Origin of the sequence: Paenibacillus glycanilyticus, assembly GCF_030161375.1 — a bacterium.
Lineage (GTDB): Bacteria > Bacillota > Bacilli > Paenibacillales > Paenibacillaceae > Pristimantibacillus > Pristimantibacillus glycanilyticus_B.
The window spans coordinates 188,875-213,627 of the sequence record NZ_BSSQ01000004.1; the positions used below are offsets into that span (position 1 = coordinate 188,875).

The window sequence follows — 24,753 nt, forward strand, 5'->3', positions numbered from 1 at the left end:
GGATACGAGCCAATGCCCAATTCAGAAAAAATCAAACTGACTTCCTACTCCACGAAAGGCGGCTGCGGCTGTAAGATTGGTCCCGGCGACCTGTCGCAAGTCATCCAGTCGCTGCCCGCGTCAGTGGCGAATCCCAATCTGCTCGTTGGCATCGATACAAGCGATGATGCCGGAGTATACAAATTAAGCGATGACCTGGCGCTTGTGCAAACCGTCGATTTCTTCACGCCAATTGTTGACGATCCATACTCTTTCGGACAAGTGGCGGCTGCCAACGCAATCAGCGATATTTACGCGATGGGCGGCAAGCCGCTGACGGCGCTGAACATTGTTGCTTTTCCAATCAAAACGTTGGACAAGCAGGTGTTGGCGGATATTTTGCGCGGTGCGGGCGATAAAATGAAGGAAGCTGGCATTACGCTGGTGGGCGGACACTCCATTGACGATAACGAGCCGAAATTCGGTCTGGCCGTAACGGGACTTATTCATCCAGGCAAAGTGCGAACTAACGCGGGTTCGGTTCCGGGAGATAAGCTCATTCTGACGAAACCGATTGGCGTAGGAATCCTGACGACATCCATTAAGAAAGACAAGCTGTCGGAGGAAGAGATTCAGCGCGTAACGGACGTAATGGCTACGCTGAACAAGACAGCGGCGGAGACGATGGAGACGTACGATGTTCATGCGTGCACGGACGTAACGGGATTTGGTCTTATGGGACATACGCTTGAAATGGCCAAAGGAAGCGGGGCAGGCATTCGCATTTATGCGGATAACGTACCGGTGTTGCCTCGGGTGAGGGAGCTTGCAGAGGAAGGTTTTGTTCCCGGGGGTACAAAAAACAACTTCGCCCATGTTCAAGGTTCCATCACGTTCCCGGATACGCTGGATCAGATTGGGCAATGGATTTTGTGCGATGCCGTTACTTCCGGGGGGCTTCTGATCTCGGTGGAAGGCAGCCAGGCGGAAGAGCTTCTTGGCAAGCTTAAAGGTGCTGGCGTGGAAGCGGCGTTGATCGGCGAAGTGGTTGCCGAGCATCCGGGACAGATCGTTGTACTGTAGTTGAACCTATAAGGAGCGGTTGACTTGTTTCAGGACATCACCATAGAGGAATTGCTTGCATTAAGGGATAAGAAAGAAATAGTCTTGATCGATGTACGTTCACCGTCTGAATACGCGGATGCTACCATTCCAGGCAGCTTGAATATACCGCTGTTTGATGACGCGGAGCGTGCGGAAGTCGGCACGATCTATAAACAGGTCAGCGTGCAGGCAGCCAAGGACCGGGGACTTGAATTGTTTTCGGCCAAGCTTCCCGCTTTTATTAAAACCTTCGAGCAGATTAAAGATTCAAAAGCCGTATTCTGCTGGAGAGGCGGCATGCGGAGCAAGACGACAGCTACGGTGTTGTCCCTTATGGGCATTCGGGCTTATCGGCTGACAGGCGGCTTCCGGACTTACCGGAAGTGGATCGTAGAGATGCTCGAACAGATCGAACTACAGCCGCAGGCTATTGTGTTGCTGGGTCATACGGGTACGGGGAAAACGTCTATTTTGCGCCAGTTGCAAACGGAAGGTTATCCGGTTCTGGATCTTGAAGGGATGGCCGGACATCGCGGTTCCATCTTCGGTCAAGTCGGGCAGAAGGCGAATAACCAGAAGACGTTTGAGTCGTTATTGGTAACCGATCTGCTGAAGCTGCAACAGTCGCCTTATGTACTGATGGAAGGGGAAAGCAAGCGGATCGGCAAGTCCGTCATCCCGCAATTTCTCATCGAGAAGAAGGAAAATGCCAAGCAGATTTACATCCGGCTTCCCATTGAGGAGCGGGTGAGGCATATTGTTGAGGATTACAACCCTAACGAACATAAACAAGAGCTCGTTCAAGCGTTTAAGCAGATCGAGAAAAGAATCCATACGCCAATCGCAGCTCAGATTATGTCGGCTATGAAGGAGGACCAATTCGAGGTAGCCGTCAGATTGCTGCTTGAGCATTATTACGATCCTCGCTACGAGCATGCGATGAAACAATATGAACAAGATAGGGTCGAGATTGAAGCAGCTACAATCGCGGAAGCGGTGCGGAAGTTGAAGGATTATTTAGGATAGGTACATGTGATAGGGGGGAGTCCGAACAGGGGCAACCCTCTTTTTTTTGTGCTGCAAACTAAAGTGTGGAGGGATATGAAAATATTGGAGCAAGACTTTCTGCCATCCGTGACGTTTAATGGAAAAGTACATATTAATTGAAACGGGGACGGAGCTTTTGCAATTGCAACGTGAAAAAATTTATAAGTTAGCAGCTTTCCTATTAACTGTCGTATTAATAGGGCTCATTGTGTATGGATATACAGTACATAAATCAACGAAACGGGAACTTGAACAATTAGAGAAGGAACAGCTTTACAGCGCGCAGAGGTGGGTGCTGATGCAATATTATGATACTCAGACACTCGACTATGAGCTCGCTAATATCTTGTCTTCGAACTCGGCTTCTTACCGCCAAAAACATTTGAAAACAGCCTATAACACGGCTATTTCTATGGATAACGCGCATTGGACGGTTCCTTCCTCAATAAGCCTGTCCGAATATAACGATCGTGCTGAGACATTCTGGAGCCAAACGGAAAGTTATTTAGGCTATCTGATAGACGATCAGGCCGAGACATTAACGGAGGTTCAACGAAAAAATCTGTTAATGATGCGCGAATTTACGCTTCAAACTCTCCCGGTCTTGAAGAATATAAGTAATACGATCCTTCTTGGTCCTCATGTCCAGTCGGTACCCGAGAAAGAATTAAGCCAAGTCATCACCAATCTGAGGGAAAACATGACTTTCCGTTTTGACATAGGAGATAATGAGCCATCATTCAATAACTATCTGTATAAATTGCATCCTTATCAAGCAAGTAATCGCAATCAAATATTTAGTAAGGAAAAGCGAGTCCACAAAGAACAACTTCAATCGAAGGTGCAGTCGTTCATGAGCTTAATTTGGACGAACGAGCAGGATAACCGCATTACTTCTAGTGGTGGTGGCTTTTCGCCAGAGTGGGGCGATAGCTTAAAGTTTTCGTCTGGTAATAGCAAGCTATTAAATTATGAAGTTGAAATGAGCGTGGCGGGAGCGCATTTGTTGCGGATATATCCCTACGAAGATGGACCAAACAACCTTAATAATGGGCCAATGTCAGAGGAAGAGGCTACCGCATTTGCTCAAAGCCTGATAACCCGATGGGGGGAAGCGCCATTAGTCATTGATCATTCGGTTACGAAAGGGTCTCTATTGACCGTTTCATTTGTGCCGCAGGCAGGTGGCGTTCATCAATCGGACGCTAAAGTGGATATTACAATAGATACAGATAAAGGAATTCTTCAATTTTTTGATTCAACCAGCTATTATTTAATGAAAAATCGGAGCATTAAAACGGAGGCAGCCGTATCGCCTGCAGATGCGCGAAAACAGATCAGCACAGAGTTATCTGTTGCCAATCAAGCCAAGCTGACGATCCGTAACGGCAAATTGGTTTATGCCATTCCGGTTACTGGTTCCGAGCGGGTTACCAAAGTTTATGTGGATGCCCGAACCGGACAACAGGTTGATATTGAATATAAGTATTTTATGGATTAACTCAAAGAGGGGTAGCAATGGATCAAAAAGTTAGTAAACTCCTTAAATCTCTTAATTGGCATCTTCCGCAAGAGGAACAAGATTATGCCGTGCAGGAGCTTATTTGCTTCTAATGGATCTTAAGAGTGGTAATAGCACGATAGGTCAGCTTTTACAGACTATATTTTATTGTTTGCGGAATGGACGGGTGACTATAATCAAGGTATTACCTTTGAAATTTGGGAGGAGTATTTGATCAATGGACGCCTATTTGTTTGTGCATTTCAAGGAGAAGCCAACGCCGGACGGCGAGCAGGTCTATTTTGCGCTTAGCAAAGACGGTTTTAATTGGGAGCAGGTGAACGATGGGCAACCCGTGCTTTGGAGCGATCAAGGGGACAAGGGAGTTCGGGACCACACCATTGTTCGAACCCATTACGGCAAGTTTTACATTATGGCTACGGATCTCAGCCTTGCTAACCATTTTCACGGCAAGTATGAAGGCAGCTGGGGGAAAATTACGACAGACGGAAGTAAAAACCTCTCCTTGTGGGAATCCGACGATCTTCTGAACTGGTCAGAGCAAAGAATGGTTCCGCTCGGAGACGACAATTACGGTTGTTTGTGGGCTCCGGATGTGATCTACGACCCTACGGAAGAAGATTACGTCCTTCACTGGTCCTCTTCCCATTCCTCCAATCAATTCGGGAATAAAGCCATTTATTACTCTCGTACCAAGGATTTCGAGCATTTCACCACGCCACGGCTGATGTATCAAAAAGAAGACAGCGGCGTTATCGATTCTGCGATTTATGAAGATAACGGCAAGTTTTACCGGTTTGTGAAAAGCGAAGCAAATCCTCATGGGGTTATCCTGCAGCAAGGGGATTCGCTCCTTGGTCCATACACAACGCTTGATGCCTTTAATCATGAGATGGAGAAGCTCGGAAGCAGCGCTTATGAAGCACCTACCGCATATAAGCTAAGCAACGGAAAATGGTGCCTGATGTTGGACTTTTTTGGAGTTGTAGGCGAAGGACAAGGTTATGTGCCGTTTATTGCGGACGAGTTTGCCAGCGGAAGGTTTATCCGTTCGGATGACAACTTCAGCTTCCCTTACCGATTCAAGCATGGTACCGTGCTGTCCATCACGATGGAAGAGTATGACAGGATGAAAAGCGGATACCCGTTTACAAAATAGGGAAAAATTCGTATTATAAGTGAAACGAAACGCGATGACGAGAAGAGTAAGGGAATAACGTTCTTCGAACAGAGAGCTCCGGCAGCTGAAAAGGAGTGGAGCATGCTTCCCCGAAACAAGCCTCTGAGCAGCATGCTGGATCCTTCAAAGGTGATGGCATGACGGGAGCTCCCGTTACAGAGCTAGAGTATAAGCATTTTGTATCATGCCGTACTTGAAGAGATTAATATGGCGACATATTAATAAACTGGGGTGGCAACGCGAAACTTCGTCCCCAAGACTTAACGGTCTTGGGGGTGGAGTTTTTTTTGTTGCCGATGTAAGCAAGCAAGGGTCACACCCTATTGAATAAGGAGGAGCGGGCAATGGACAATTTTAAGGAAAAATTAGCAGAGCATCACATGTATAGACTAATTACGGAGGAGCTTGAGAAGCAGCCGTTCAACCGAGAAATGTGCACAAGATTCCCTCCCGAACCCAACGGTTACCTTCATATAGGGAGCGCATATGCGATCCATATGAACGATTTAATTGCGAGAAGTTTTGACGGAACGTTTCATCTGCGCTTCGACGATACGAATCCGCTCAAAGAGGATTTGGAATACGTGAACGCGATTATCGAAGATATCAAGTGGCTTGGTTACGATCCCGGAGAACATATTTATTACGGCTCGGATTACGCCGAACAAATCTACAACGCCGCGCTCTCATTGATCAAGAAGGGAAAAGCGTATGTATGCGATCTGACTTCTGACGAGCTGACGGACTACCGCGGGACTTTGATGGAGCCGGGGCGGAATAGCCCTTATCGGAACCGTTCAATCGAAGAGAATGTAGAGCTATTCTCACAAATGAAAAACGGCGATGTTCCAGCTGGAAGCAAAGTGTTGCGAGCCAAAATAGACATGGCCTCCCCTAATATGAATATGAGGGATCCGGTTCTGTATCGGATCATCTTCGCCGAGCATTACCGGACTAAACATGAGTGGTGCATTTACCCGATGTACGATTTTGCCCATCCCATTCAAGATGCGATTGAGGGAATTACGTATTCACTGTGCTCGATCGAATTCAAAGATCACCGGCCCTTGTACGATTGGGTTCTGAACGAGCTGGGGACCGCTCAACCTCCGCGTCAAAGAGAGTTCGGCCGGCTTAGTCTAACGGGTGTCGTGACAAGCAAACGGTTTTTGCGGCAACTGGTGGAAGGCGGCTATGTCGATGGCTGGGACGATCCAAGGCTTCCAACGATTCGCGGATTAAGGCGCCGGGGTTATACACCGGAAAGCATCCGTCGTTTTATAGAGGAAATCGGGAGTATCCGAAGCCAAAGTACGGTAGACATCTCCTTGCTGGACCATGTAATCCGGCAGGATCTTAAAGAGAAGGCGACAAGCGTGATGGCGGTCATGAGGCCTTTGAAGGTTATCCTTACGAACTATCCCGAAGACAAGGTTGAGCAACTGCCGATCGAAAATAATAGCGAAAACGAAACGCTTGGAACAAGAGAAGTGCCTTTTACTAGAACGCTATATATTGAGCGGGAAGATTTTATGGAGGAGCCGTCGAAAGGGTTCCATCGCCTTACTCCAGGCGGGGAAGTGAGGTTGAAAGGGGCTTATTTTATCCGGTGCGAGGATGTTGTGAAGGACCCGGAATCCGGTGAAATCATCGAACTTCACTGTACTTACGATCCGCTTACGAAGAGCGGTACCGGATTTACCGGACGCAAGGTTAAGGGTACAATTCATTGGGTATCGGCTGAACATAACATGAAGGTTGATGTTAATTTGTACGATAAGCTGCTTCTGGATGAGGAGCTCCCGAAGGACAGCGAAGATTGGATCTCGAAGATGAACCCGGATTCTCTGGTGCAAGTCAAGAATGTGCTTATGGAAGCGCTCGTGGAGCACGTAGATCCCGAACACAAATTTCAGTTCTTGCGCCATGGATATTTCTGTATGGACAGCAGGGATTACGCAGCTCGAGATCGAATGGTGTTTAACCGGATTGTGCCTTTGAAGGATAGCTGGAAGAAATCGAATGGAAACGAGGGCAAGTGATGAAGAGCAGCTTGAACATCATAATAGGAACTTTAATTATCGGTGCGTCGATCGTAATAAGCAGCTTCGTGTTAAGAAGTGGCGATAACCAGAGTAACGCGACAAGCACGGATGGCCATCCATTGATGACGGTTGAGGAGACGGCAACTTATCTTCATCTGAGTAAAGAAGAAGTGGAATATATCATTACGAGCGAGAATAGGACGCTAGAAACAGTAGGCTCTTTTACCGGCGACATGTTCCCGTATATCACCATCAACGATACCATCTATGTGAATCGCGATGCGCTTGGCAAATGGCTAGCAGAGGCTAGTAATAATAGAAGGGATTATGTTCATGGATTAATCTCACAATAAGGGCAAGGAGGAGGATTCATGACAAGAGTAAGCGTATTGCTTGAAAAGAAATATTACCGACTGGATGCATGGGAAGAAGCGTCGCCAGCCGTAAAGCAAATTGCACAGAGTGTGACCATTGCCGTTCAACAAGGCAGTAATATAAACTACGCGGATTTGACGATTCAAAGCGAAAGTATGGGGTTCTTGCTTACATGCAGCCTTTGTGATTTGTGGCAGGAAAAATCTCCGATGATTGACTCTATCAAGAGTACGATCGTTGAGGATACAAGCGATGAAGACTTTGATTATTGGGACGCTCTTCCGCCCTTTGGTATTGTTCATCTCTATGATTCCGGATTAATCATGCGGCAGCCTATTATGGAGGAAGATCTCGAAGACTTGTTCAACTTGTTCGGACAGTTCTTGCTGAAGCACTTTATGATGTATGTGATGGAGGAACATGAGGCAGTTTGTCCTTACATGATGGAGAGCGGTGGTATTACAAAGACTTATGTTCATGAAGGGTTGAATTATTATAGAAATAGAAACTATTAGGTTGGCGGGGGCGCTATGGCAGAGAATGAGTATAATCTGAAATTCGAACAATTATGTCAACATCTGCAGCTCGGAGATCTTGTCGGTACGCCTGAAAGGCTAACTGGCGGGCTCTTGCATCGAATATATGAAGTTAAAACGACACTTGGGAAATATGCAATAAAAGCTCTTAATCCTGAGGTCATGCAACGACCGCAAGCCATAAATAATTTTAGAAATGCCGAGGACATTGCTCAAATTGCCGCAAAACATGTTCCCGCTGAGCCCGCAAAGCAATTTCACGGCTCGTCCCTGCAACTGCTTGATCAACAATATTATCTTGTATTTGATTGGGTTGAAGGGAGAAGTTTAAAGCTAAATGAAGTGAATTTGACCCATAGTGAGAGAATGGGCTCAATATTGGCTGAGATCCACAAAACGGATTTCTCGGAGCTTGGACTCGTTAAGGTAGAGCACAGCCGTGCTCACCCCATTGACTGGAATAGCTTGCTCAGGCAAGGCATCCAATATGAAACGGCATGGGTTCAATTGTTGCACGACAACATAGAACGGCTATATGACTGGGATTCCTGGGCGAATGCTTCGGCAAACCTGCTGGAATTAAACAACGTGATTAGCCACCTGGATTTAGATGCGAAAAATGTATTGTGGAACGAGGACGGACCAATTCTAATTGACTGGGAAGCGTCCGGCTATATTCACCCTATGCGAAGCTTGACGGAAACCGCCCTATACTGGTCAGAGACCGAGTTAGGAACGATAGAGAGGGATAGATTTATAGCTTTCGTAAGAGGATATAAAAACGGCATAGGAGCTATACAAGGAGATTGGAGAAGTGTTTTAGAGAGTGGATACTCAGGAATGTTAGGTTGGCTTGCATATAACTTAAAGCGTTCACTGCCCATTGGAAGCAATGACGAGCAGGAACAGCAGGTAGGTACTGAGCAGGTTATTGGAACGATAGATGCTCTAGTCCGATATGCGGATCGTATAGATGAAATTGAACAATGGTTGATTGAAGAAAGCCGTTGATGAAGATTGTGTAAGTGATACAAGGGACCATCTCAAAAAGATGGTCCTTTTCTATTGATCCGATACGTATATATATAAGGAATCTATTTTTTGTGAGGTCATTCAGATTAGGAGGCTCCAGTTATGAAAAATACGATTGATCGCATTCAAAGTTTTTATCAGAAACAGTACAAGCTATGCTACATACAATCTTTCAACCTCGTTCGTTGCGAGAATGAAATTGGCATATTGACGGACAACTTGATGGTTACGCTTAGCGCACTGCCCCTTGTTCCGGAAGGCGAGAAGTTAATAGTTACGTTTGAGGATGTGAAGGATCTAAGAATAGGCAGTTTCCAAGGCGCGTTCCGATTAGATATAAGAATTCAGGATCTATCCGCAGATCAGATTGAAAATATAAATTTCCAAGTAAAAGAAGCAGAGTATGATGCGTTTTCTTTTGTGTGCAGATGTTTCGATTGGGTTCGGACTTATTGATAGCTTTTTTAAGTAAGTAGAGAAACTATTCCCTCCAATCTATCGTCTAACAACTAGAGTTATATCCTAATTATGGAATAATGGACAATAGCTTTCGAGGTGATGGCATATCAAGATTCAGAAGCAAACGATGATCAGAATGGTAATTCTTATTCTTGTATTATTATGGGTGATTAGCTTTTTGTCCCCGCAACTAACGACCAGAAGGTATATGCTGACAAGCTTTCACTGGGGCAGCGTATTTACCTCGAAAATTACCGACAAGAATCAATTTGACCGTAAATATGGGCATCTGTATGATGTCACGGGTTTCGTTAGCAGAACTACAGGAGATGCAATCAGTGTCTTTTATCTCAAACAATTTGGTCCCTTCTGGATCGTATCCAGCGTAGGAACCGGACCTTGATTCCGTTAGATATTACAAAAAAACAACCGCTCACCGTATATAACGGGGCGGTTGTTATGTGTTATAGAATCGTTTTGCCGATAATTTCTTCTACAGGTTTAAGCAGCTTTGCGTTTCGCATCGTAGTGCTCAGAATCAGTTTCTCTCTTGGCACGGTGATGACTGCGAGATGTTGTCCCTTCTCTACAGCTGCGGTAATGATAGGTCTACCTGTCTTCGCATCCAGCGTCATGATAAGATCCGGGAAAGATGCCAAACGTTCGCCGTTAATTTCCAGCGTCATATATTCATTCCAGAAAGTTAATTCAACGTTGTTATTCAACGTTACGACACCAACATCGAAGCCGCCTTTTGTCTCCAGACGGAAGTCAGTCACGGTGCCCGTAACGGCCACGTTACCGCCGAGCTGCTTCACGGCCGCATCAATTGCGGATTCGCCTTTATGCGATAGGAGTGCTTGTCCGACTTCAATCGCTTGGCGAATGGCGCCAGGAGAACCGTTTTGCTTCGCGTATGCGACCGTTACCGGATTACGCGCAACGGCTACAACGCCACCTGCTTCAATGGAAGCATTGCGGACGATGGAGGCGGATTTTTCTAGCGAGCTAGACACGCCAATCTCGATGTAGCGGTTGCCTTTGCCGCCAACCGCGCCTTGATGCGCGACGTAATCGTCCAGCTCGGTCAAGTTCATGGCACCCATCATTCCGGTCGGATGTGCCCGGCCGTTGCAAGGAATATCGATGACCGGAATGCCGGTCAAGGCGGATTGGAACCAGCCGTTAACGGTTGTCTCCGCACCGTTCTCGTTCGTGATTAACCCTTGAACCGGTTTGCCGGCAAGTCGGGCAACGATCTCAAGCGCACGGGCGTAATGCATAGGCTTGACGTATTTGTCTTTGGCAGCCGGTGCGCCAACCAAGGCCACCGTTACGAGCAAATCTTCATCGCTTAATTCATCTACCGTAATAAGCTTTGGATCTCCTGCTTCAAGCGCCAGCCGTCCGACCTCCAGCCCTTGTTCGATCCAGCCGCCTCCGCCGCCGCCAAGAATAGTGCCGCCAAACACGGCGTATTCCACGGTTTGTTTATCTAAAGGTATTGTCGTCATGTTGATCACCTGCTGTCCTATTTATTAATTTTAAATACGGAATTAAAGAAGCTATACAGCGCATCGCCGGCAATAAAACCAGCCGCAAGAATACTCATCGTGCTTTCTGCTTGTTTGCCTTTTACTTTGAGTACGATCAAACGAATCGCGATACCGGCAAGAACCGCCCAGCAAGCATTAGGGGAGGTGATGAGCAAACCGGTCGCAAACATGATGCCAAGCTGCTTCTTGGATCCGCCAATCAACTGCAGAAGAGCGCCTGGAATTGCCCAGAGCAGAAGTTCTCTCGCGACATGCGGAGAGGTACCGGCAGAGATCGTCGAAGCGTATACTTTATCGATTGGCGGGAACAGATTGTCCGAGAAATAACCGTTGTACGTGATCAAAACCGTTACGATCGATACGCCAAATGCGATCATGCCCGTAATATATTGCTGGCGTCGGCCATGAATTTCGTATTCGCGGTCTTCGCCGTTGCCGCGGAGAATATATCCAGTCTTCAGATCGTAACCCATATCCGCAAAAGCAGGACCCGTTGCCGCGCTGAAGCCGGCAAGCAAAGCAAGCGCAGTTGGAGGGAATCCGATCAGCATGCCGATGAGTAGAGTTATGAAAGCAACGGCAAACGCAGGGAACCAGCCCGAGTGCATAGCGGCAATACCTACGATAATTTCATGAAGGAATGCGGCAAAGGCTGCAAACAGGACAAATCCGATCAGCATGCCCGCCGACATATCCGTGAGCAACCCGCCGGCGATGGCAATAATAACGGCAACGACGAGATAAGCGACAAAACCGATTCCAAGTACGCGTTTGGTTTCGCCAGTCGTCCGAGTGAATTGTTGCTCGTCTACTTTAGCAACGGAATTGCTTTGTTCGGTTTGAGTGTCATCGTTCTTTGGTTTCCTGAACATCATAAAGGCAACTTGTACAAGCGCGACCATACCTGCGCCAATCATGAAGCCATGTCCGATATATGTCTTGCTCAAATCGTAATCGAACCAAGGAAGGGAATATTGGCGGATCAAGAGGCCGATGCCAAACATCGCGAGAGCCGCAATATTGCCGATGAACGCTACGCCAAATGCCGACATCGAGATGCCGAAATATGAACCGATAAGACCAACGGCCGTACCAATGCCGAGCAAGCCAGCACGTTTGCCGCCTTTGTCGCCGGCAAGAATAGATTCTGCCGTTGCAACGCCCGGCGCCCATGTACCTTTGGCAGGGAAAATACGCCAATCAAACAATTTATACAGTAAAGTGGCGTCGATAAGCATCGCCAAACCTGCGCCAATCAGCATCGGGATAATGAGATCCGTGTTGCCCATTGCAAACGGAATGCCGATCGGGATCAACAAGCTGTTGGCTGCGCCAAAAGTTGCTGAAGAGATAGAGGTCTGTACGAGATTTTGCCGCTGAACAGACCGGAATTTGCGCATGATCATAATGGGGATGCGGGAGATCAGCATCGCAACAAGCGCGCCGATGATAGATGTGCTTGGCGTTACGCCAAGCGTTACGATGATTTGCATGCCGATAATGGCACCAAATACAGCGGTTACAACGGTCAGAAATAAAGTGAGAGGTTCAAATGCGGATGGATGCTTTTTGTTAGGCTCGGTATTCATGGTGTTCCCCCTACGTTGTACATGATGAAGTTATTACGTAATAAATTGCCGAAATGTAGTTGCTCCGGCATGTTTGCTGATCAGAGCTTGAATCTCGTCGCGTCCCTGGATTAACTTCTGAAGAGTAGCCTCGATCTTCTCTTGAGGCATCCGGAACTCCGGACCGCCAACCGCTAAGGAAGATACGACTTCATTGGAAGCATTAAATAACGGAAGGGATAGGGCAAAGACAGACTCCGTATATTCGCCTACGGAGTAAGCCCAACCCGTTGCACGAATTTGATCGAGGTCATGACGAAGTTCTTCCTTGGACGTAATTGTCTTGCTAGCGAATGACTGGAGCTTCTGGTTAAGCAACGTTTCCTGCACGTCCTCCGGCAAGAAAGCCAAAATCACTTTGTTGGACGCTCCGGCGTAAAGCGGCGAACGGCTTCCAACGGTAACCCCGTAACGAATCGTTTGCGAGCTTTCCACAATCTCGACGCAAATACCTTCCAGACCGTCCCGCCATGTCAAATAGATGGACTCTCCGGTTTCGGCGGACAAGCGCTGCATGATAGGCACTATGACATCAGAGATTTGAAATTGGTCTCTCACGATCGATCCCAACTCCATAAATTTCACGCCTAAGGAATACTTTTTCGTGGATTTGTCTTGCATCAGAAATCCATGATGTTCGAAGGTTGCCAATATCCGGAACACGATAGAATGATTCATGTCCATGGCTTTTGCCAATTCCCTCACACCCCACTGCGGCGTCTCCTTCGTGAAATAATTCAATAATTCGAGTGAATTATCCAACGTTTTTAACAGGACTATCCCTCCTTATTTGTCGAGTGTACCGATAATAGAAACAGTGTTTCTAAAAATAGAATGTTGAAGTCATTATAGCTTACTATTCCCTTGAAGTTCAATAAATTTTCGCAATAGTTTTAAAGCTTTTGATGGAATAAAGTAGAGATTAAATTCATTCTTGCAACATTTCCTATTGGTTTCCGTCTAATTATTGGAAAAGTTGGAATGGAGGGGCAATATGTATAAAAAGTTCGTCGTAACTTCCGCATTACTACTTGCTTATTTATTAGCGTGTTGGTGGGTTGATGTTATCAGCAGTAAAATCGTTATGGATGCTTCAGGCCGCTCTTTTACGATTGCAAATCATTACTTCTACAATGAATATATTTTTATTGGAGACAATACGGAGCGGAACCTTAAGGTTGACCGAATTTTTCTGCTCTGTTCTGGTGTGGGTTACTTTGTTTATAGCCTCGCGAAGAGAAATAGAAAGACGAAGTGAAAATGAAAGGGACTTTATAATGCTAATGGAGAAAAGAAACTTTCGTTTCATCTATTTGGCGGGAGCCTTAATTCTGATTGTTGTAATCGCTGCCGGATTCTTGACTTTCAATCACAGCAAGAAAACGCAAGTTATCAGTAACCCATCAAAGATGCAAATGTGCAATGATACCGGGATATTTGACAACTTATCTCCCGCCGAAACCAAAGCTTGGGGGTTTGGCGTTCATACAAACATGATGTTTGCCGGTTCCGTGGTATGCATATATAATGGTTTTGGCAAACCTGCTGTTAATCATATTATTTTCTCCAAGGATAAAAAGGAAGCGCAGATCTATGTTCAAACGGATGCTCAAATGAAGAATTACAACAGGGTTGAGGTTATTTTGCCTACTGTCTCAACGATTGAAGTTATTGATGCTGTATCGAAAGACAGCTATTTGCTTTACCCTGACGCATTTCGGAATTGAACTAGCGGGAAAGGTATTTATGAAGAACATTACAGTAAAAAAGGTAATAACCATCCTATCGCTTGTGATCTTGGCGGTTGGTTGGTTTTGTTGGATGTCGTATAACTCATCAAGAGACCAGCTTATGGAGAGTAAAATGAATGCGGCGGTACACAATGCCGTATATGATTCTCAGTGGAATGTTGAACGTACCCATGTATCCGGATCAAAGCATAATATGCCTTATTATTTTGCTCGGATCGACAAGAATCCATTTATTGTTGAAAAGGAAGCCCTGTACTTGTTGCAGACAGATGCTTCTGTGCCTCAATTTAAATTTGTTCAGTTCCACATTGGCTGGTTTTCGTCCTACAGCATACATGTGACCGTCGAATATCCGGGAGCATTTGGCATAAGCAGAAAATTAGACCTCCACTATACGGAGAAAGTAATCGCATTTAAGCATGAAACGGGACCAGAAAACTACAGATCAGAAAAACAACCTTAGCTTGGCGGTCCGCCAGACTAAGGTTGTTTGCTTTTATTGAGGGAATAGAAGGTTGTGCAGCATAACCGCAGCTTCCGCTCGGGTAACGGCTTTTTGAGGGGCGAACGTGCTGCCCGGCATACCTTGCATGATTTGCAGCTCCGATATGATAGCTACAGCATCTTGCGCATATCCCGAAATGTTCGATTGGTCTTTATATTTCGCCAGAGCGGCTCCGGGATCTTTGGACTTACTATCCTGGCCATAGACCTCGAGTACATTCGCCGCTAACACGGCCATTTGTTCGCGGGTAATTGGCGAATTTGGATTAAAGGTGCCGTTACCGTTGCCTTTGGCAAGCTTCCATTGAACGACCGATGCGATATAAGGATAATACCAATCGCCCGGCTGGACATCTGAGAATTGAACGGTTGCGGTTGGATCGAGCAGTCCCAAGCCTCTTGCGAGCATCGCAACAAATTCGGCGCGCGTTACTTGCCGATTGGGATGGAATTGGTTGTCCCGGTCACCAAGAACGATATCCATAGATGCAAGCGAATCAATAGCATCGACAGCCCAAGCCGTTCCGGAAATATCGGAAAAAGCGGGACCGGCAAGCGGTTCTTTCATTTCGAGAAGCATTTGCGTAAGCAGGCGAGTGAAGGAGCTGAGATGCTCCTCGATGCGTCCTGGATAGTTAGCAGCAATGTAATCAGTCGTATCTTTTGGCGTATGCCAAATCTCGCCGTCTTTTTCCGTTTGCGTATATCCGTCCATATCGCCGAGCTCCCAGTTAGTCGCTTCCAAATACCCGTAAGGAATTCCGGCATATTTAAACGCAACATGATCGCTGGCATCAATGGTTGTACCGGCTGGGTACAGAGGATTAAGGCCGGTTTGCGTTGTAATGTTGAGCTTAAGCTGCTCGGCAATGTTGAGTCCGAGTTCACGTACGAATCCGTCGGTACCGCTATTGCCGTAAATATGCATATGATCTCCGACCGCCAAGCTGTCCAGGTTAATCATTGCAATGGCGTTGTTAATCTCATCGGAAGACATTTGGGATACATAATAATTTGAACCGACAAGTCCGACCTCCTCTGATCCAAACGCGAGGAACTTGATGGTGTAAGGAATGTCCGATTTCAAGACGGCTTTCGCAGCTTCGAGCATAACGCTTACGCCAGATGCGTTGTCGTCGGCGCCATGGCTGACGCCTACCGAGTCGTAGTGGGCTCCTACGTACAGAACGCGGGTGGATTTGCCGGGTAACGTAGCCACGACATTCGCAGAGTGAACGGTTTGCCCGTTGTCATCCGTGTAGTCGAACGGCTGCATTTGCGCGGATAAGCCGATTTTGCCAAATTCTTGCAGGATGAATTCGCCCGCCTTAGCTTCGGCTTCGCTTCCGGCGACCCGAGTGCCGATCGTGGAACTTAAGTATTGCATCGTCTGCAAGGCGTAATAACCGGGCTCGCCGTCCTTTAATGTGAATCCGCCGGATTGCTCCGCGAGAACGCTGCCCGGCGCCGCAATCGTACCGGCCAGCAAGATTGCGGCAAGTAGCAGCGGCGTTACCCGTTTTTTCATGTTTAAACTAGTCATCTTGTTCCCCCTGTGAATGTATGGATAGAGGAGAATTCGATGTGAGGCTAGTATATTCCTGTTTATTACAAATAGAAAGATAGACATCTTCCAATATGTGTTAATATAGTAGAGTGTTTTTTGATGCTTAACCATTTCTTATTCAAGGAGGTTAGGAACTGTAGTGAGGACAGATGTAGAGAATTGGAGTCCACTAAGCGTATTGGATGTAGCTCATCTATTTAGTCCATTACCGATCAGATGGGGAATTGCGGGTGGCTGGGCTTTAGACCTTCATTATGGCAAACAAACAAGAGAGCATAGCGATACGGACGTCATCCTATCACGAGCTGATCAAGAAATGGTATATCATTACCTTAAACCTGATTGGATCTTGTATCGGGCAGAGAAAGGCAAGCTAACCCTGTGGGAGGGCGAGTATTTGCATGATACCAATGATATATGGGTTAGCAGAGACGAAGCGAGCCCATTTGCTTTTCAAATGATGATTATAAATATAGAGAATGATAAATGGTTGTACAAAAGAAATAACGCCATTCAAAGGCCCGCAAGCGAGCTGTTTCTAACGACGCCTGAAGGAATTCCTTATTTACGGCCGGAAATTCAACTGCTTCACAAAGGCGGCTCGTCGCAAGTAAGGGAAAAAGACTTCAAAGATTTAATGACCCACCTTCCTTTGTTAGAACCTGCTGAAAAAGAATGGTTGAAATCCTCTCTGCGAGTCCAGTTTCCGGCGGGTCATGACTGGATCAATTATATGGATGCAGGCGAATAATTGCTGGCAGTAGTTTATGCAGTAATGTCTTCAAGTTTTTTTTCATAAAAAACGAGTGTCATCTTCTCATTTATTGCTTTTGTTTCGCCCGTTCTTGCATATCCTAGCTTTTCATAGAGATAGCAATGTCCCGCCTCTTGCATGACCGTATCAAGTTTCCATGACGTTGCATCACTATATAGCTGCTCTAACAAGGAGAAGACTTGTTGGGCTATTCCTTTTCCTTGGTGTTCCGGAATAATAAAGATGGGGCTAATTCGATAATTTTTATTATCTTTTTTTACGACTCTAACTGCACCAACAATATCTTCATGATTTTTGATTAAGTAATAATCAGTAAAAGATTGCTCGATGCGAGCAATAATTCTTTCTACCGATTCATTGGCAGGGCTTGTCTCAAAATCCTGATACTTTTCCAGCAGGGGCATAAACGCTACGACTTGCATGGCATGAATAGTGCCTGCATCCTGTAAACCGGCCTTGCATAATGAGACGTTCATTGAAGTGCATACCTCCTAATATTTGATATCATAGCCGCAACATATATCGGTAATTAACGTCTAAATGAAGGAACTCATTTGTAAAAAACTGGAGGATAACGAATGTCTAAAAAATCAGTTGGAGCAGCTGCTATTATTATAAATTCTGAAGGGCGAGTTCTTCTAGTCAAACATAACTATGGAAAATATAATTGGGAACTTCCAGGCGGGTTATCGGAGCTGAATGAATCCGCAGAGGATACTGCAAAGCGAGAAGTGCTAGAAGAAACCGGTCTGGAAGTTACAGTAGGTCGATTAACTGGCGTCTATTATGAGCCTAATTACGATATGCATCATTTTGCTTTCCTATGTAAGGTAGTCGGAAATCAGCAACCACAACCTGATGCCGCGGAGGTAACTGAGTGTAAATATTACAGCATAGACGATTTGCCTAGACCGATTAGCGATTTTACTATAGCGCGAATACAGGAAGCTATCAAGACTGACAGTAACCATTTATTTCACGTCATTGGACCAAGGCAGTGGTTTGAATAACTTGATATGAGGTGATTGATTTGGAATGTTTTATACTAACGGGTGCTTCACACGGAATTGGAGAAGCAATTGGGAAAAAACTGATATCCGCTAATCATCATCTAATATGTGTCTCAAGAAAAAAGAATGAAGCGCTAATTTCTTTGGCAAGGTCAGAGAAACAAGGCATTGTCGATTATTTCGAATTTGATTTAAATCAGGTTACAGAAATTGATAACTTGATGAGAAATATTTTTGAGAATTTAAGTTCTCGTATTTCTGCATTATATTTAATCAATAATGCGGCAATTCATTTTAATCAGGCTATTGAGGTAACAGAGCCGGATTCAATCGCTAGGCTGATGAATATAAATTTGGTTGCACCGATGATGTTAACTTCCAGTTTCATAAAGTATTCCAAACCGTTAAATATAGAAAAAAGAATTTTGAATGTTTCGTCGGGTTCTTCTTTCAATTTGACTCCTGGTGGAAGTTGCTATTCCACATCGAAATCCGGGTTAGAAACATTCACCAAAAGCATTGGAATGGAACAATCCGATGTTAAAATCATGTCTGTTAGACCCGGTATGGTCAATACAGAGATGCACGCGGATACATTAAATAAGAAAGATCTAAAATCACCGGAATATGCGGCAGACAGAATTCTTACTTTTCTTTTCGAGCGTTTCGAACACGGAAAGAACGTAAAAGCTTGGTGAAAATAACGAACGGAACAGGAGAAGCCGAAATGGTTAAATCACTCATCTTTGATATGGATGGAACTCTATTTCAAACGGATAAAATTTTAGAAATATCGCTAGAAGATGCTTTTAATGATTTAAGGTCGCGAAATGAGTGGGATAAACCTACTCCAATTGATACATACCGTAAAATTATGGGCGTACCTCTGCCCAAAGTATGGGAGGCATTATTGCCCGATCATTCATTAGAAATGAGAGAGCGAACGGACGCCTATTTCCTGGAACGGTTAATTCACAATATTAGAAGCGGGAAAGGCGCTTTGTATCCTAATGTACGGGAAGTTTTTAGTTACCTGAAAGAGAGAAATTGTTCCATTTACATAGCAAGTAACGGCTTAACGGATTACCTGGAAGCGATTGTGAATTACTATGATTTGGATCAGTGGGTCACTGAAACTTTTAGTATCCAGCAAATTGAATCGTTAAATAAATCCGATCTAGTTAAGAGTATTATGAAAAAGTATGGCATTACCAATGGAGCGGTAGTAGGGGACCGTCTATCGGACATTAACGCGGCCAAAGACAATGGTTTAATTGCAGTAGGATGTAATTTTGATTTTGCGCAAGAAGATGAACTGTCTCAAGCTGATCTAGTTATAGATGATTTAATTGAGCTGAGAACATTAGTATCACAGTAGTTCCATTTAAGTTTAAAGGGAAACTTATTTCAAGCGGAGGCGAATGTATGGCGAAACAAACTCATCTGTTATTCGCGATATTTCTATTCGTTATTCTAGCACTATCAGCTTGTACTTCTGTTAAGGTAACTACTGATGAAGTGAAAGAGGCTGCCATTTCAGCCATTGCCGAACATGATCATGTCAAACATAATGAAGTAAATATTATTGAGATACGACCTCATGATCATAAGAACAATGCTTGGTCGGTATCCTATCAAACGAAAGATAAAAAATACGGGATTTGGTTCCCCGTAGATGGATGGGAAATAGTAGAGATAAAGAAAAATTCCGATGGGAAATTATCTGGAGAATTTTATAGATATGATATTTAAATATGCTCCACTCATCTAGAGATTTGAGGAGGAACCGGGGATGACAACAACTATTACGCATAAGCCCGCAGGCTACGAATGTCCATTTTGCCGTGTGGTGTCTGGGATCGAGCGACCTAATCAAGGAACAAAACAGAGGGACATCATCTATCAGAATGAATATGTTACGGCATTTATAGCGAGCAAATGGTGGCCAAACAATAAAGGACATGTACTTGTTGTTCCTAACCAACATTTCGAGAATATCTTTGATCTACCTGCCGAATACGCAGCTGAAATCCACCGCGCGGCGCAGTTGGTAGCGCTTGGATTCAAAAATACATACGGATGTGATGGGGTTTCCACGCGGCAACATAATGAACCTGCGGGCAATCAAGACGTCTGGCACTATCACCTTCATGTTTACCCTAGATATGAGAATGATCAGTTATACCTGACAAAGGGTTCTCAGTCTGATCAGGAGGAACGTCCTTTCTATGCTGCGAAATTGCGTTCGTGGATACAAGAAAATGCTTTAATCCCAGGGAGGAGCAAATGATAACGCTTAGGCAAATGTCGGTTGCATTTCTCATTCATGAAGATAAGTTGTTGATGATGGAGAAACCGAACAACAACAGTTTTGTGGCAGGAATGGTTGTACCCATTGGCGGACACATGGAGCAGCAAGAGATGAATAATCCAAGAGAAGCCTGTTTGCGGGAAGTAGAAGAAGAGACGGGACTGACAGTCGGTGACATGTCAGGGCTGGAGCTTAAATACATTGTTTTACGGATTAAAGAGTCCGAAATAAGAATCCAATATGTCTACTTTTCAAACGTGAAGCACTTAAACGTGCAAGAAAGCGAAGAGGGTAAACTCGTCTGGGTTGACGCTAGAACGGCAAAAGATTTAAACGTTACCGCGACCACGAAATATATTTTGGAGCATTATTTGAATCACAAAAGTTCATCTGACATTTATGTTGGGACGATGAAGTCATTTGAAAATGAGCCTGAAATCACATGGGGACTATTAGAGGATTGGGAGAATAAGAACGTTCTCTCCGTACGCTAAGATTGCCTCATATTCTGTATCTTGCGTAATATACTGAATTGCGGTAACGGGAATTTGCGGGAGCGAAGCGGAGGCGATAGTGAATGGAATCGAACTGCGTCTTTTGTAAAATTATCGGCAGAGAACTTCCGGCAAGAGTAGAATACGAGGACGACCGGGTTATCGTATTTCACTGTAAAGACCCTTCAGCCCCCGTGCATTTACTAGCTGTTCCCAAAAAACACATTCCAACGGTGATGAACGTGGAAGAAGCAGACCTGCCGGTCATCTCTCATATTCATAAGATTGCCCAGGAAATGTATCGGCAGTTTAAGCTCGAGGGAATGAGCATGAATGTGAATTGCGAGGAAAAAGGCGGGCAAGACGTGTTTCACGTCCATTACCATATCAAAGGTTGGGTATGATGAGGTGCTAACTTGAATAACTGTCCTTATTGCAATATTTCTAATAATGGCAACGACCATGAAATTATAATAAGCAATGATAAATGTACGTATTCTCTTTTACAAGAACAGGAGATCCGAGGGGCAGGGATCATTGTCCCAAGGGAACATAGGGAGACCGTATTTGATCTGACGGAAGAAGAATGGCTGGCTACATATCGCTTATTACATGAAGTTAAGCTATATCTGGATCTTCATTACAAGCCTGACGGCTATAATGTTGGATGGAATTGTGGTCAGGTAGGCGGGCAGCACATCTTCCATTCACATCTGCATGTCATTCCCAGATATGCAGACGAGAAGATGGCGGGTAAAGGGATTCGGTATTTTTTTAAGACGAACCAAACTTGAAGGATAATTAAATAATAAGAAGCCTCTCTTTACTTAGAATGGTTGGATGGTGCCTCCATTTTAACAAGGGTCGGCTTCTTTTTGTTTGAGCATTTCCTGAATAGGTAAAGGCAGACGGAGCATTAAATGATTCTGGAGAAGCGAAGCGTTCGCTTTTGTAAGGGGATTGCCTACCTCTGAAAAATTAATTCATGGAATCCCCGAGCAATGGCGATCGGAAGAACATTTAATGCGTAGGCGGCTTCTTAGCCTAGATAAAAAAGAGGTACCCCTCGTCACATTTATACTCAATAAAACTGTACAGTTTTCTTATACTCACGGGGAGAAAGCCCCTCCCACTTGGAGAAGATACGGCTGAAATAATGCATATCCTCATAACCAACTTCACGCCCGATTTGTTCGATGGAGTGGTCAGATTCGCGCAATAAACGTTTGGCTTCCCGGTGTCTTATGGCTTGGACGTATTTGTTCATCGTCATGCCGTACACCGATTTGAATTGTTTGCCTAGATAATCCTCGTGAATGTTCAGTTGCTTAGCTAAGGTTTGATTCGAACAGTCTGCGGCATAATGGTGCTCGATCCATTCTACTACCGGAGCCAGTCGTTCCTTTGTTGTTGAAGAATGAGGCACGGTCGTAATTTGAGAGCGGTATAGACCTATTAATACGTTAAGCATTAACCCTTTGCACACGACCTCAAATCCCGGCTGCTGCTCAGAAAACTCCGCTATGATCCGTTCCATCTCTTTCACGATTTCCTTCGACGGTATCATTACCGGATTCGCGCTTAGCGGGCTGTAGCCGGGAATGACCGCTTCAAGGCAGAAGTCTGCCGCGACGGCTTCCTCGTTCTTAACGATAATATCCTGATCGACAACAATATTGAATTCATCGAAAAAATCAAAATGGATGCCAAGGAACAATGCTTGTTGTCCCGATTGAATGTCTAGCTTATGCGGCACGCCCGCACTGATAAACAACATCTCACCGGTCGATAGTGTGTACTCGCACTCTCCAAGATGCGCGGTAATCCGCCCGTCCAGTACATACAATAATTCGAAATCATAGATTTGGCGCAAAGGATACTCATTGTTTTTAATCGTCTGATGCAGTTGTGCCCAATGCACGCTAGGGGATAACGCAGAGAAATTTGTGAGTTGCTTTACCGGAAAAGAGATATCGGATAAGTCCACATTTTATTCTCCATTCTTCAAATCTATTTTCTGGAAGTCATAGTATCATAAGGTCATCTTAATGACAAGGAGATGGCACAATGCTCGGAAATGTTCAAGTAGAGAATGATTTGCAGACCAACTACCTCATAACGGAGGAACAACGGAAGCAATACGAGAAAGATGGGCATTTGTTGTTAAGGCAGCTTGCTACGCCAGCAATTGTTGATTGCTTCCGGCCGATCATCTTGAGCGAAGTGCATCGCCTGAATCAGGAGACGCGACCGCTTGAAGAACGGGATACGTATGGCAAAGCATTTTTGCAAATTTCAAACTTGTGGGAGCAGAGTGATGCCGTCAAGCCTTTCGTCTTTGCCCGCCGATTCGCGAAAGTAGCAGCGGAACTCATGGGAGTTGCAGGCGTTCGCATGTACCATGATCAAGCTTTGTTTAAGGAGCCGGGCGGCGGTCATACCCCTTGGCATCAAGACCAGATTTATTGGCCGGTTGATACGGAGAAGACGATTACGTTATGGATGCCTCTTGTTCACGTTCCCGAAGAAGTGGGTTCTATGACGTTTGCTTCCGGATCGCATCATCGCGGATATATAAGCAAGCTGGAAATTTCAGACCAGTCGCATAAAACGTTAAAACAATATATCGAGGCGGAAGGTATTCCGCAGATCGGCTATGGGGCTATGGCAGCCGGCGATGCGACCTTTCATGCGGGATGGACGCTCCATAGCGCGCCAGGGAATCCGACGAGTAACACGCGGGAAGTCATGACCATTATCTATGTGGCGGATGATACGCGAGTATTGGAACCGGACACGAATGCGCGTAAGAACGATCTGGCGAGATGGATGCCAGGACTACAAGGCGGAGATCTCATTAACAGCCCGCTTAATCCAGTTATTTATAGAGAGGACAGATAACGATGGAAACTATTCGCCCCCCTAAAGCTCCTTTATTCCGAGATCCGATTTACGATGGGGCAGCGGATCCTACGGTCATTTGGAATCATGAAGAACAATGCTGGTGGCTTGTTTATACAAGCCGAAGAGCTAATGCGGATGCGCAAGCCGTTTCTTGGTGTTACGGACTTGATATTGGACTTGCGTCAACGCCCGATGAAGGACAGACATGGATCTATCGCGGCGTTATGCAGGGGCTCGAATTCGAGAAAGGGAGAAATACGTTCTGGGCACCTGAAGTGATCTGGCATGAAGGCAAATACCATATGTACGTGACGTATATCCGGGGAGTCCGGAGCATGTTCGGGGGGCCATGCCACATGGCTCATTATACAAGCGGAGACCTGTTTGATTGGAATTTTGAATCGCTCCTTCCGCTTGGCGACCATGTTATTGATGCCTGCGTGCATCAGCTTCCGTCGGGCAACTGGAGAATGTGGTATAGAAATGACGGCGATCAAGGCCTGCATACTTATGCTGCGGACAGTTCGAATCTGTATGATTGGGAAGTGGTTGGTCCGGTCATCACGGATTGCAATCATGAAGGGCCTAATGTATTTGCCTATGAGGGCAGCTATTGGATGATTACGGATCCTTGGGACGGATTAGGCGTTTACCGTTCCGACGATTTGCATGAATGGCATAGGCAATCGACTAATATTCTTCAAGGTCGCGGCGCCCGCAAAGAGGACGGTGCAAAAGGCGGACATGCCGATGTGCTCGTCCAAGGCGATCAGGCGTTTATCTTCTATTTTACGCATCCGGAGCGGGATGAAGAGTATATTCGAATGGGTTATACAATAGAAGAGATGGAGCCTTATAAATACCGGAGAACTTCGATTCAAGTGGCCAAACTTACGGTAGAGAACGGCGAAATAATGTGCCATCGCGATGAACCATTCAACTTCAGGCTTGAGCCGCCATTGAGATAAGGAGAA

29 protein-coding genes and 1 other annotated feature are annotated in these 24,753 nt (G+C 45.4%); of the genes, 23 read left to right on the forward strand and 6 right to left on the reverse strand.

Annotation, left to right across the window (positions count from 1 at the left end; translation table 11 throughout):
* Positions 1-12: 12 nt before the first annotated feature.
* From selD to QQK89_RS05475, 10 genes are all read left to right on the forward strand, one after another.
* Positions 13-1,062 carry a selenide, water dikinase SelD gene (gene selD / locus QQK89_RS05430; protein ID WP_284237461.1) on the forward strand — a complete coding sequence of 350 codons (1,050 nt, stop codon included), beginning with the start codon at positions 13-15 and terminating at the stop codon, positions 1,060-1,062.
* A 24-nt stretch (positions 1,063-1,086) separates the two neighbouring features.
* The gene (gene mnmH, locus QQK89_RS05435; RefSeq protein WP_284237462.1) at positions 1,087-2,109 is read left to right on the forward strand and encodes a tRNA 2-selenouridine(34) synthase MnmH; all 1,023 of its coding nucleotides are present in this window, start codon (positions 1,087-1,089) and stop codon (positions 2,107-2,109) included.
* A 163-nt stretch (positions 2,110-2,272) separates the two neighbouring features.
* A complete protein-coding gene (locus tag QQK89_RS05440; RefSeq protein ID WP_284237463.1) occupies positions 2,273-3,631 on the forward strand; it encodes a PepSY1/2 domain-containing protein in 1,359 nt (452 codons plus the stop codon).
* A 238-nt stretch (positions 3,632-3,869) separates the two neighbouring features.
* Entirely contained in the window at positions 3,870-4,811 is a 942-nt protein-coding gene (locus QQK89_RS05445; RefSeq protein ID WP_284237464.1) for a glycoside hydrolase family 43 protein, read from the forward strand.
* A 25-nt stretch (positions 4,812-4,836) separates the two neighbouring features.
* Positions 4,837-5,090 (forward strand) — a binding site (T-box leader).
* Between the two features lie 86 nt (positions 5,091-5,176).
* Positions 5,177-6,874, forward strand: coding sequence for a glutamine--tRNA ligase/YqeY domain fusion protein (locus tag QQK89_RS05450; RefSeq protein ID WP_284237465.1), 1,698 nt, complete (start codon positions 5,177-5,179; stop codon positions 6,872-6,874).
* Positions 6,874-7,230 (forward strand): DNA-binding protein, encoded by a 357-nt coding sequence (locus tag QQK89_RS05455; RefSeq protein ID WP_284237466.1) that lies wholly within the window; start codon positions 6,874-6,876, stop codon positions 7,228-7,230. Before QQK89_RS05450 ends, QQK89_RS05455 begins: the two co-directional genes overlap by 1 nt.
* A gap of 18 nt (positions 7,231-7,248) precedes the next feature.
* Positions 7,249-7,767: a hypothetical protein gene (locus QQK89_RS05460; protein ID WP_284237467.1), complete on the forward strand. Its 519-nt coding sequence runs from the start codon at positions 7,249-7,251 to the stop codon at positions 7,765-7,767.
* Between the two features lie 15 nt (positions 7,768-7,782).
* Entirely contained in the window at positions 7,783-8,799 is a 1,017-nt protein-coding gene (locus tag QQK89_RS05465; RefSeq protein WP_284237468.1) for a phosphotransferase, read from the forward strand.
* Between the two features lie 123 nt (positions 8,800-8,922).
* Positions 8,923-9,276: a hypothetical protein gene (locus tag QQK89_RS05470; RefSeq protein ID WP_284237469.1), complete on the forward strand. Its 354-nt coding sequence runs from the start codon at positions 8,923-8,925 to the stop codon at positions 9,274-9,276.
* A 130-nt stretch (positions 9,277-9,406) separates the two neighbouring features.
* A complete protein-coding gene (locus tag QQK89_RS05475) occupies positions 9,407-9,682 on the forward strand; it encodes a hypothetical protein (protein WP_284237470.1) in 276 nt (91 codons plus the stop codon).
* Positions 9,683-9,743: 61 nt separating this feature from the next.
* Here QQK89_RS05475 and QQK89_RS05480 read toward each other — a convergent pair whose 3' ends face one another.
* Genes QQK89_RS05480 through QQK89_RS05490 form a run of 3 tightly spaced genes read right to left on the reverse strand, consistent with a single transcriptional unit; the run spans position 9,744 to position 13,225 of the window.
* The gene (locus tag QQK89_RS05480; RefSeq protein WP_284237471.1) at positions 9,744-10,793 is read right to left on the reverse strand and encodes a DUF917 domain-containing protein; all 1,050 of its coding nucleotides are present in this window, start codon (positions 10,791-10,793) and stop codon (positions 9,744-9,746) included.
* Between the two features lie 17 nt (positions 10,794-10,810).
* Positions 10,811-12,424, reverse strand: a complete 1,614-nt coding sequence (locus QQK89_RS05485) for an OPT/YSL family transporter (RefSeq protein ID WP_284237472.1) — start codon at positions 12,422-12,424, stop codon at positions 10,811-10,813.
* Positions 12,425-12,457: 33 nt separating this feature from the next.
* Entirely contained in the window at positions 12,458-13,225 is a 768-nt protein-coding gene (locus QQK89_RS05490; RefSeq protein ID WP_284237473.1) for an IclR family transcriptional regulator, read from the reverse strand.
* Between the two features lie 299 nt (positions 13,226-13,524).
* On the opposite strand from QQK89_RS05490, the gene QQK89_RS05495 reads away from it, so the two are divergent.
* Both QQK89_RS05495 and QQK89_RS05500 read left to right on the forward strand, forming a co-directional pair.
* Complete coding sequence (locus tag QQK89_RS05495) at positions 13,525-14,190, forward strand: hypothetical protein (protein ID WP_284237474.1); 666 nt, start codon at positions 13,525-13,527, stop codon at positions 14,188-14,190.
* A 19-nt stretch (positions 14,191-14,209) separates the two neighbouring features.
* Positions 14,210-14,677 carry a hypothetical protein gene (locus QQK89_RS05500; protein ID WP_284237475.1) on the forward strand — a complete coding sequence of 156 codons (468 nt, stop codon included), beginning with the start codon at positions 14,210-14,212 and terminating at the stop codon, positions 14,675-14,677.
* A 33-nt stretch (positions 14,678-14,710) separates the two neighbouring features.
* Here QQK89_RS05500 and QQK89_RS05505 read toward each other — a convergent pair whose 3' ends face one another.
* Complete coding sequence (locus QQK89_RS05505; RefSeq protein WP_284237476.1) at positions 14,711-16,261, reverse strand: M20/M25/M40 family metallo-hydrolase; 1,551 nt, start codon at positions 16,259-16,261, stop codon at positions 14,711-14,713.
* A gap of 163 nt (positions 16,262-16,424) precedes the next feature.
* Between QQK89_RS05505 and QQK89_RS05510 the strand changes: the two genes are divergently transcribed.
* The gene (locus QQK89_RS05510) at positions 16,425-17,036 is read left to right on the forward strand and encodes a nucleotidyltransferase domain-containing protein (RefSeq protein WP_284237477.1); all 612 of its coding nucleotides are present in this window, start codon (positions 16,425-16,427) and stop codon (positions 17,034-17,036) included.
* A 14-nt stretch (positions 17,037-17,050) separates the two neighbouring features.
* On the opposite strand, the gene QQK89_RS05515 is transcribed toward QQK89_RS05510, so the two are convergent.
* Positions 17,051-17,536 (reverse strand): GNAT family N-acetyltransferase, encoded by a 486-nt coding sequence (locus tag QQK89_RS05515; protein WP_284237478.1) that lies wholly within the window; start codon positions 17,534-17,536, stop codon positions 17,051-17,053.
* Positions 17,537-17,638: 102 nt separating this feature from the next.
* Here QQK89_RS05515 and QQK89_RS05520 point away from each other — a divergent pair, with 102 nt between their 5' ends.
* From QQK89_RS05520 to QQK89_RS05555, 8 genes are all read left to right on the forward strand, one after another.
* The gene (locus QQK89_RS05520) at positions 17,639-18,070 is read left to right on the forward strand and encodes an NUDIX hydrolase (RefSeq protein WP_284237479.1); all 432 of its coding nucleotides are present in this window, start codon (positions 17,639-17,641) and stop codon (positions 18,068-18,070) included.
* A 20-nt stretch (positions 18,071-18,090) separates the two neighbouring features.
* Positions 18,091-18,768, forward strand: coding sequence for an SDR family NAD(P)-dependent oxidoreductase (locus QQK89_RS05525; protein ID WP_284237480.1), 678 nt, complete (start codon positions 18,091-18,093; stop codon positions 18,766-18,768).
* A 29-nt stretch (positions 18,769-18,797) separates the two neighbouring features.
* Complete coding sequence (locus QQK89_RS05530; protein ID WP_284237481.1) at positions 18,798-19,448, forward strand: HAD family hydrolase; 651 nt, start codon at positions 18,798-18,800, stop codon at positions 19,446-19,448.
* Positions 19,449-19,495: 47 nt separating this feature from the next.
* Positions 19,496-19,822 (forward strand): hypothetical protein, encoded by a 327-nt coding sequence (locus tag QQK89_RS05535; protein WP_284237482.1) that lies wholly within the window; start codon positions 19,496-19,498, stop codon positions 19,820-19,822.
* A 40-nt stretch (positions 19,823-19,862) separates the two neighbouring features.
* Positions 19,863-20,360 carry an HIT family protein gene (locus tag QQK89_RS05540; RefSeq protein ID WP_284237483.1) on the forward strand — a complete coding sequence of 166 codons (498 nt, stop codon included), beginning with the start codon at positions 19,863-19,865 and terminating at the stop codon, positions 20,358-20,360.
* Complete coding sequence (locus tag QQK89_RS05545) at positions 20,357-20,875, forward strand: NUDIX domain-containing protein (protein ID WP_284237484.1); 519 nt, start codon at positions 20,357-20,359, stop codon at positions 20,873-20,875. Before QQK89_RS05540 ends, QQK89_RS05545 begins: the two co-directional genes overlap by 4 nt.
* 83 nt (positions 20,876-20,958) lie before the next feature.
* Entirely contained in the window at positions 20,959-21,279 is a 321-nt protein-coding gene (locus tag QQK89_RS05550; protein WP_284237485.1) for an HIT domain-containing protein, read from the forward strand.
* Positions 21,280-21,342: 63 nt separating this feature from the next.
* Positions 21,343-21,669 carry an HIT domain-containing protein gene (locus QQK89_RS05555; protein ID WP_284237594.1) on the forward strand — a complete coding sequence of 109 codons (327 nt, stop codon included), beginning with the start codon at positions 21,343-21,345 and terminating at the stop codon, positions 21,667-21,669.
* A gap of 287 nt (positions 21,670-21,956) precedes the next feature.
* On the opposite strand, the gene QQK89_RS05560 is transcribed toward QQK89_RS05555, so the two are convergent.
* Complete coding sequence (locus tag QQK89_RS05560) at positions 21,957-22,862, reverse strand: helix-turn-helix domain-containing protein (RefSeq protein WP_284237487.1); 906 nt, start codon at positions 22,860-22,862, stop codon at positions 21,957-21,959.
* Between the two features lie 80 nt (positions 22,863-22,942).
* Here QQK89_RS05560 and QQK89_RS05565 point away from each other — a divergent pair, with 80 nt between their 5' ends.
* Together QQK89_RS05565 and QQK89_RS05570 are read left to right on the forward strand one after the other, a co-directional pair.
* The gene (locus QQK89_RS05565) at positions 22,943-23,776 is read left to right on the forward strand and encodes a phytanoyl-CoA dioxygenase family protein (protein ID WP_284237488.1); all 834 of its coding nucleotides are present in this window, start codon (positions 22,943-22,945) and stop codon (positions 23,774-23,776) included.
* A gap of 2 nt (positions 23,777-23,778) precedes the next feature.
* On the forward strand, positions 23,779-24,747 hold the full coding sequence (locus QQK89_RS05570; protein WP_284237489.1) for a glycosyl hydrolase: 969 nt from the start codon (positions 23,779-23,781) through the stop codon (positions 24,745-24,747).
* Positions 24,748-24,753: the final 6 nt, after the last annotated feature.

What these genes read in the sequence shown, in the direction of transcription:
- QQK89_RS05445 (WP_284237464.1), top strand. Translation starts at nt 3,870, where the DNA reads ATGGACGCCTATTTGTTTGTGCATTTCAAGGAGAAGCCAACGCCGGAC.
- QQK89_RS05460 (WP_284237467.1), top strand. Translation starts at nt 7,249, where the DNA reads ATGACAAGAGTAAGCGTATTGCTTGAAAAGAAATATTACCGACTGGAT.
- QQK89_RS05545 (WP_284237484.1), top strand. Translation starts at nt 20,357, where the DNA reads ATGATAACGCTTAGGCAAATGTCGGTTGCATTTCTCATTCATGAAGAT.
- QQK89_RS05550 (WP_284237485.1), top strand. Translation starts at nt 20,959, where the DNA reads ATGGAATCGAACTGCGTCTTTTGTAAAATTATCGGCAGAGAACTTCCG.
- QQK89_RS05455 (WP_284237466.1), top strand. Translation starts at nt 6,874, where the DNA reads ATGAAGAGCAGCTTGAACATCATAATAGGAACTTTAATTATCGGTGCG.
- QQK89_RS05475 (WP_284237470.1), top strand. Translation starts at nt 9,407, where the DNA reads ATGATCAGAATGGTAATTCTTATTCTTGTATTATTATGGGTGATTAGC.
- QQK89_RS05540 (WP_284237483.1), top strand. Translation starts at nt 19,863, where the DNA reads ATGACAACAACTATTACGCATAAGCCCGCAGGCTACGAATGTCCATTT.
- QQK89_RS05520 (WP_284237479.1), top strand. Translation starts at nt 17,639, where the DNA reads ATGTCTAAAAAATCAGTTGGAGCAGCTGCTATTATTATAAATTCTGAA.
- QQK89_RS05485 (WP_284237472.1), bottom strand. Translation starts at nt 12,424, where the DNA reads ATGAATACCGAGCCTAACAAAAAGCATCCATCCGCATTTGAACCTCTC.
- QQK89_RS05480 (WP_284237471.1), bottom strand. Translation starts at nt 10,793, where the DNA reads ATGACGACAATACCTTTAGATAAACAAACCGTGGAATACGCCGTGTTT.
- QQK89_RS05535 (WP_284237482.1), top strand. Translation starts at nt 19,496, where the DNA reads ATGGCGAAACAAACTCATCTGTTATTCGCGATATTTCTATTCGTTATT.
- QQK89_RS05565 (WP_284237488.1), top strand. Translation starts at nt 22,943, where the DNA reads ATGCTCGGAAATGTTCAAGTAGAGAATGATTTGCAGACCAACTACCTC.
- selD (WP_284237461.1), top strand. Translation starts at nt 13, where the DNA reads ATGCCCAATTCAGAAAAAATCAAACTGACTTCCTACTCCACGAAAGGC.
- QQK89_RS05465 (WP_284237468.1), top strand. Translation starts at nt 7,783, where the DNA reads ATGGCAGAGAATGAGTATAATCTGAAATTCGAACAATTATGTCAACAT.
- QQK89_RS05505 (WP_284237476.1), bottom strand. Translation starts at nt 16,261, where the DNA reads ATGACTAGTTTAAACATGAAAAAACGGGTAACGCCGCTGCTACTTGCC.
- QQK89_RS05495 (WP_284237474.1), top strand. Translation starts at nt 13,525, where the DNA reads ATGTTATCAGCAGTAAAATCGTTATGGATGCTTCAGGCCGCTCTTTTA.
- QQK89_RS05470 (WP_284237469.1), top strand. Translation starts at nt 8,923, where the DNA reads ATGAAAAATACGATTGATCGCATTCAAAGTTTTTATCAGAAACAGTAC.
- QQK89_RS05515 (WP_284237478.1), bottom strand. Translation starts at nt 17,536, where the DNA reads ATGAACGTCTCATTATGCAAGGCCGGTTTACAGGATGCAGGCACTATT.
- QQK89_RS05450 (WP_284237465.1), top strand. Translation starts at nt 5,177, where the DNA reads ATGGACAATTTTAAGGAAAAATTAGCAGAGCATCACATGTATAGACTA.
- QQK89_RS05530 (WP_284237481.1), top strand. Translation starts at nt 18,798, where the DNA reads ATGGTTAAATCACTCATCTTTGATATGGATGGAACTCTATTTCAAACG.
- QQK89_RS05570 (WP_284237489.1), top strand. Translation starts at nt 23,779, where the DNA reads ATGGAAACTATTCGCCCCCCTAAAGCTCCTTTATTCCGAGATCCGATT.
- QQK89_RS05500 (WP_284237475.1), top strand. Translation starts at nt 14,210, where the DNA reads ATGAAGAACATTACAGTAAAAAAGGTAATAACCATCCTATCGCTTGTG.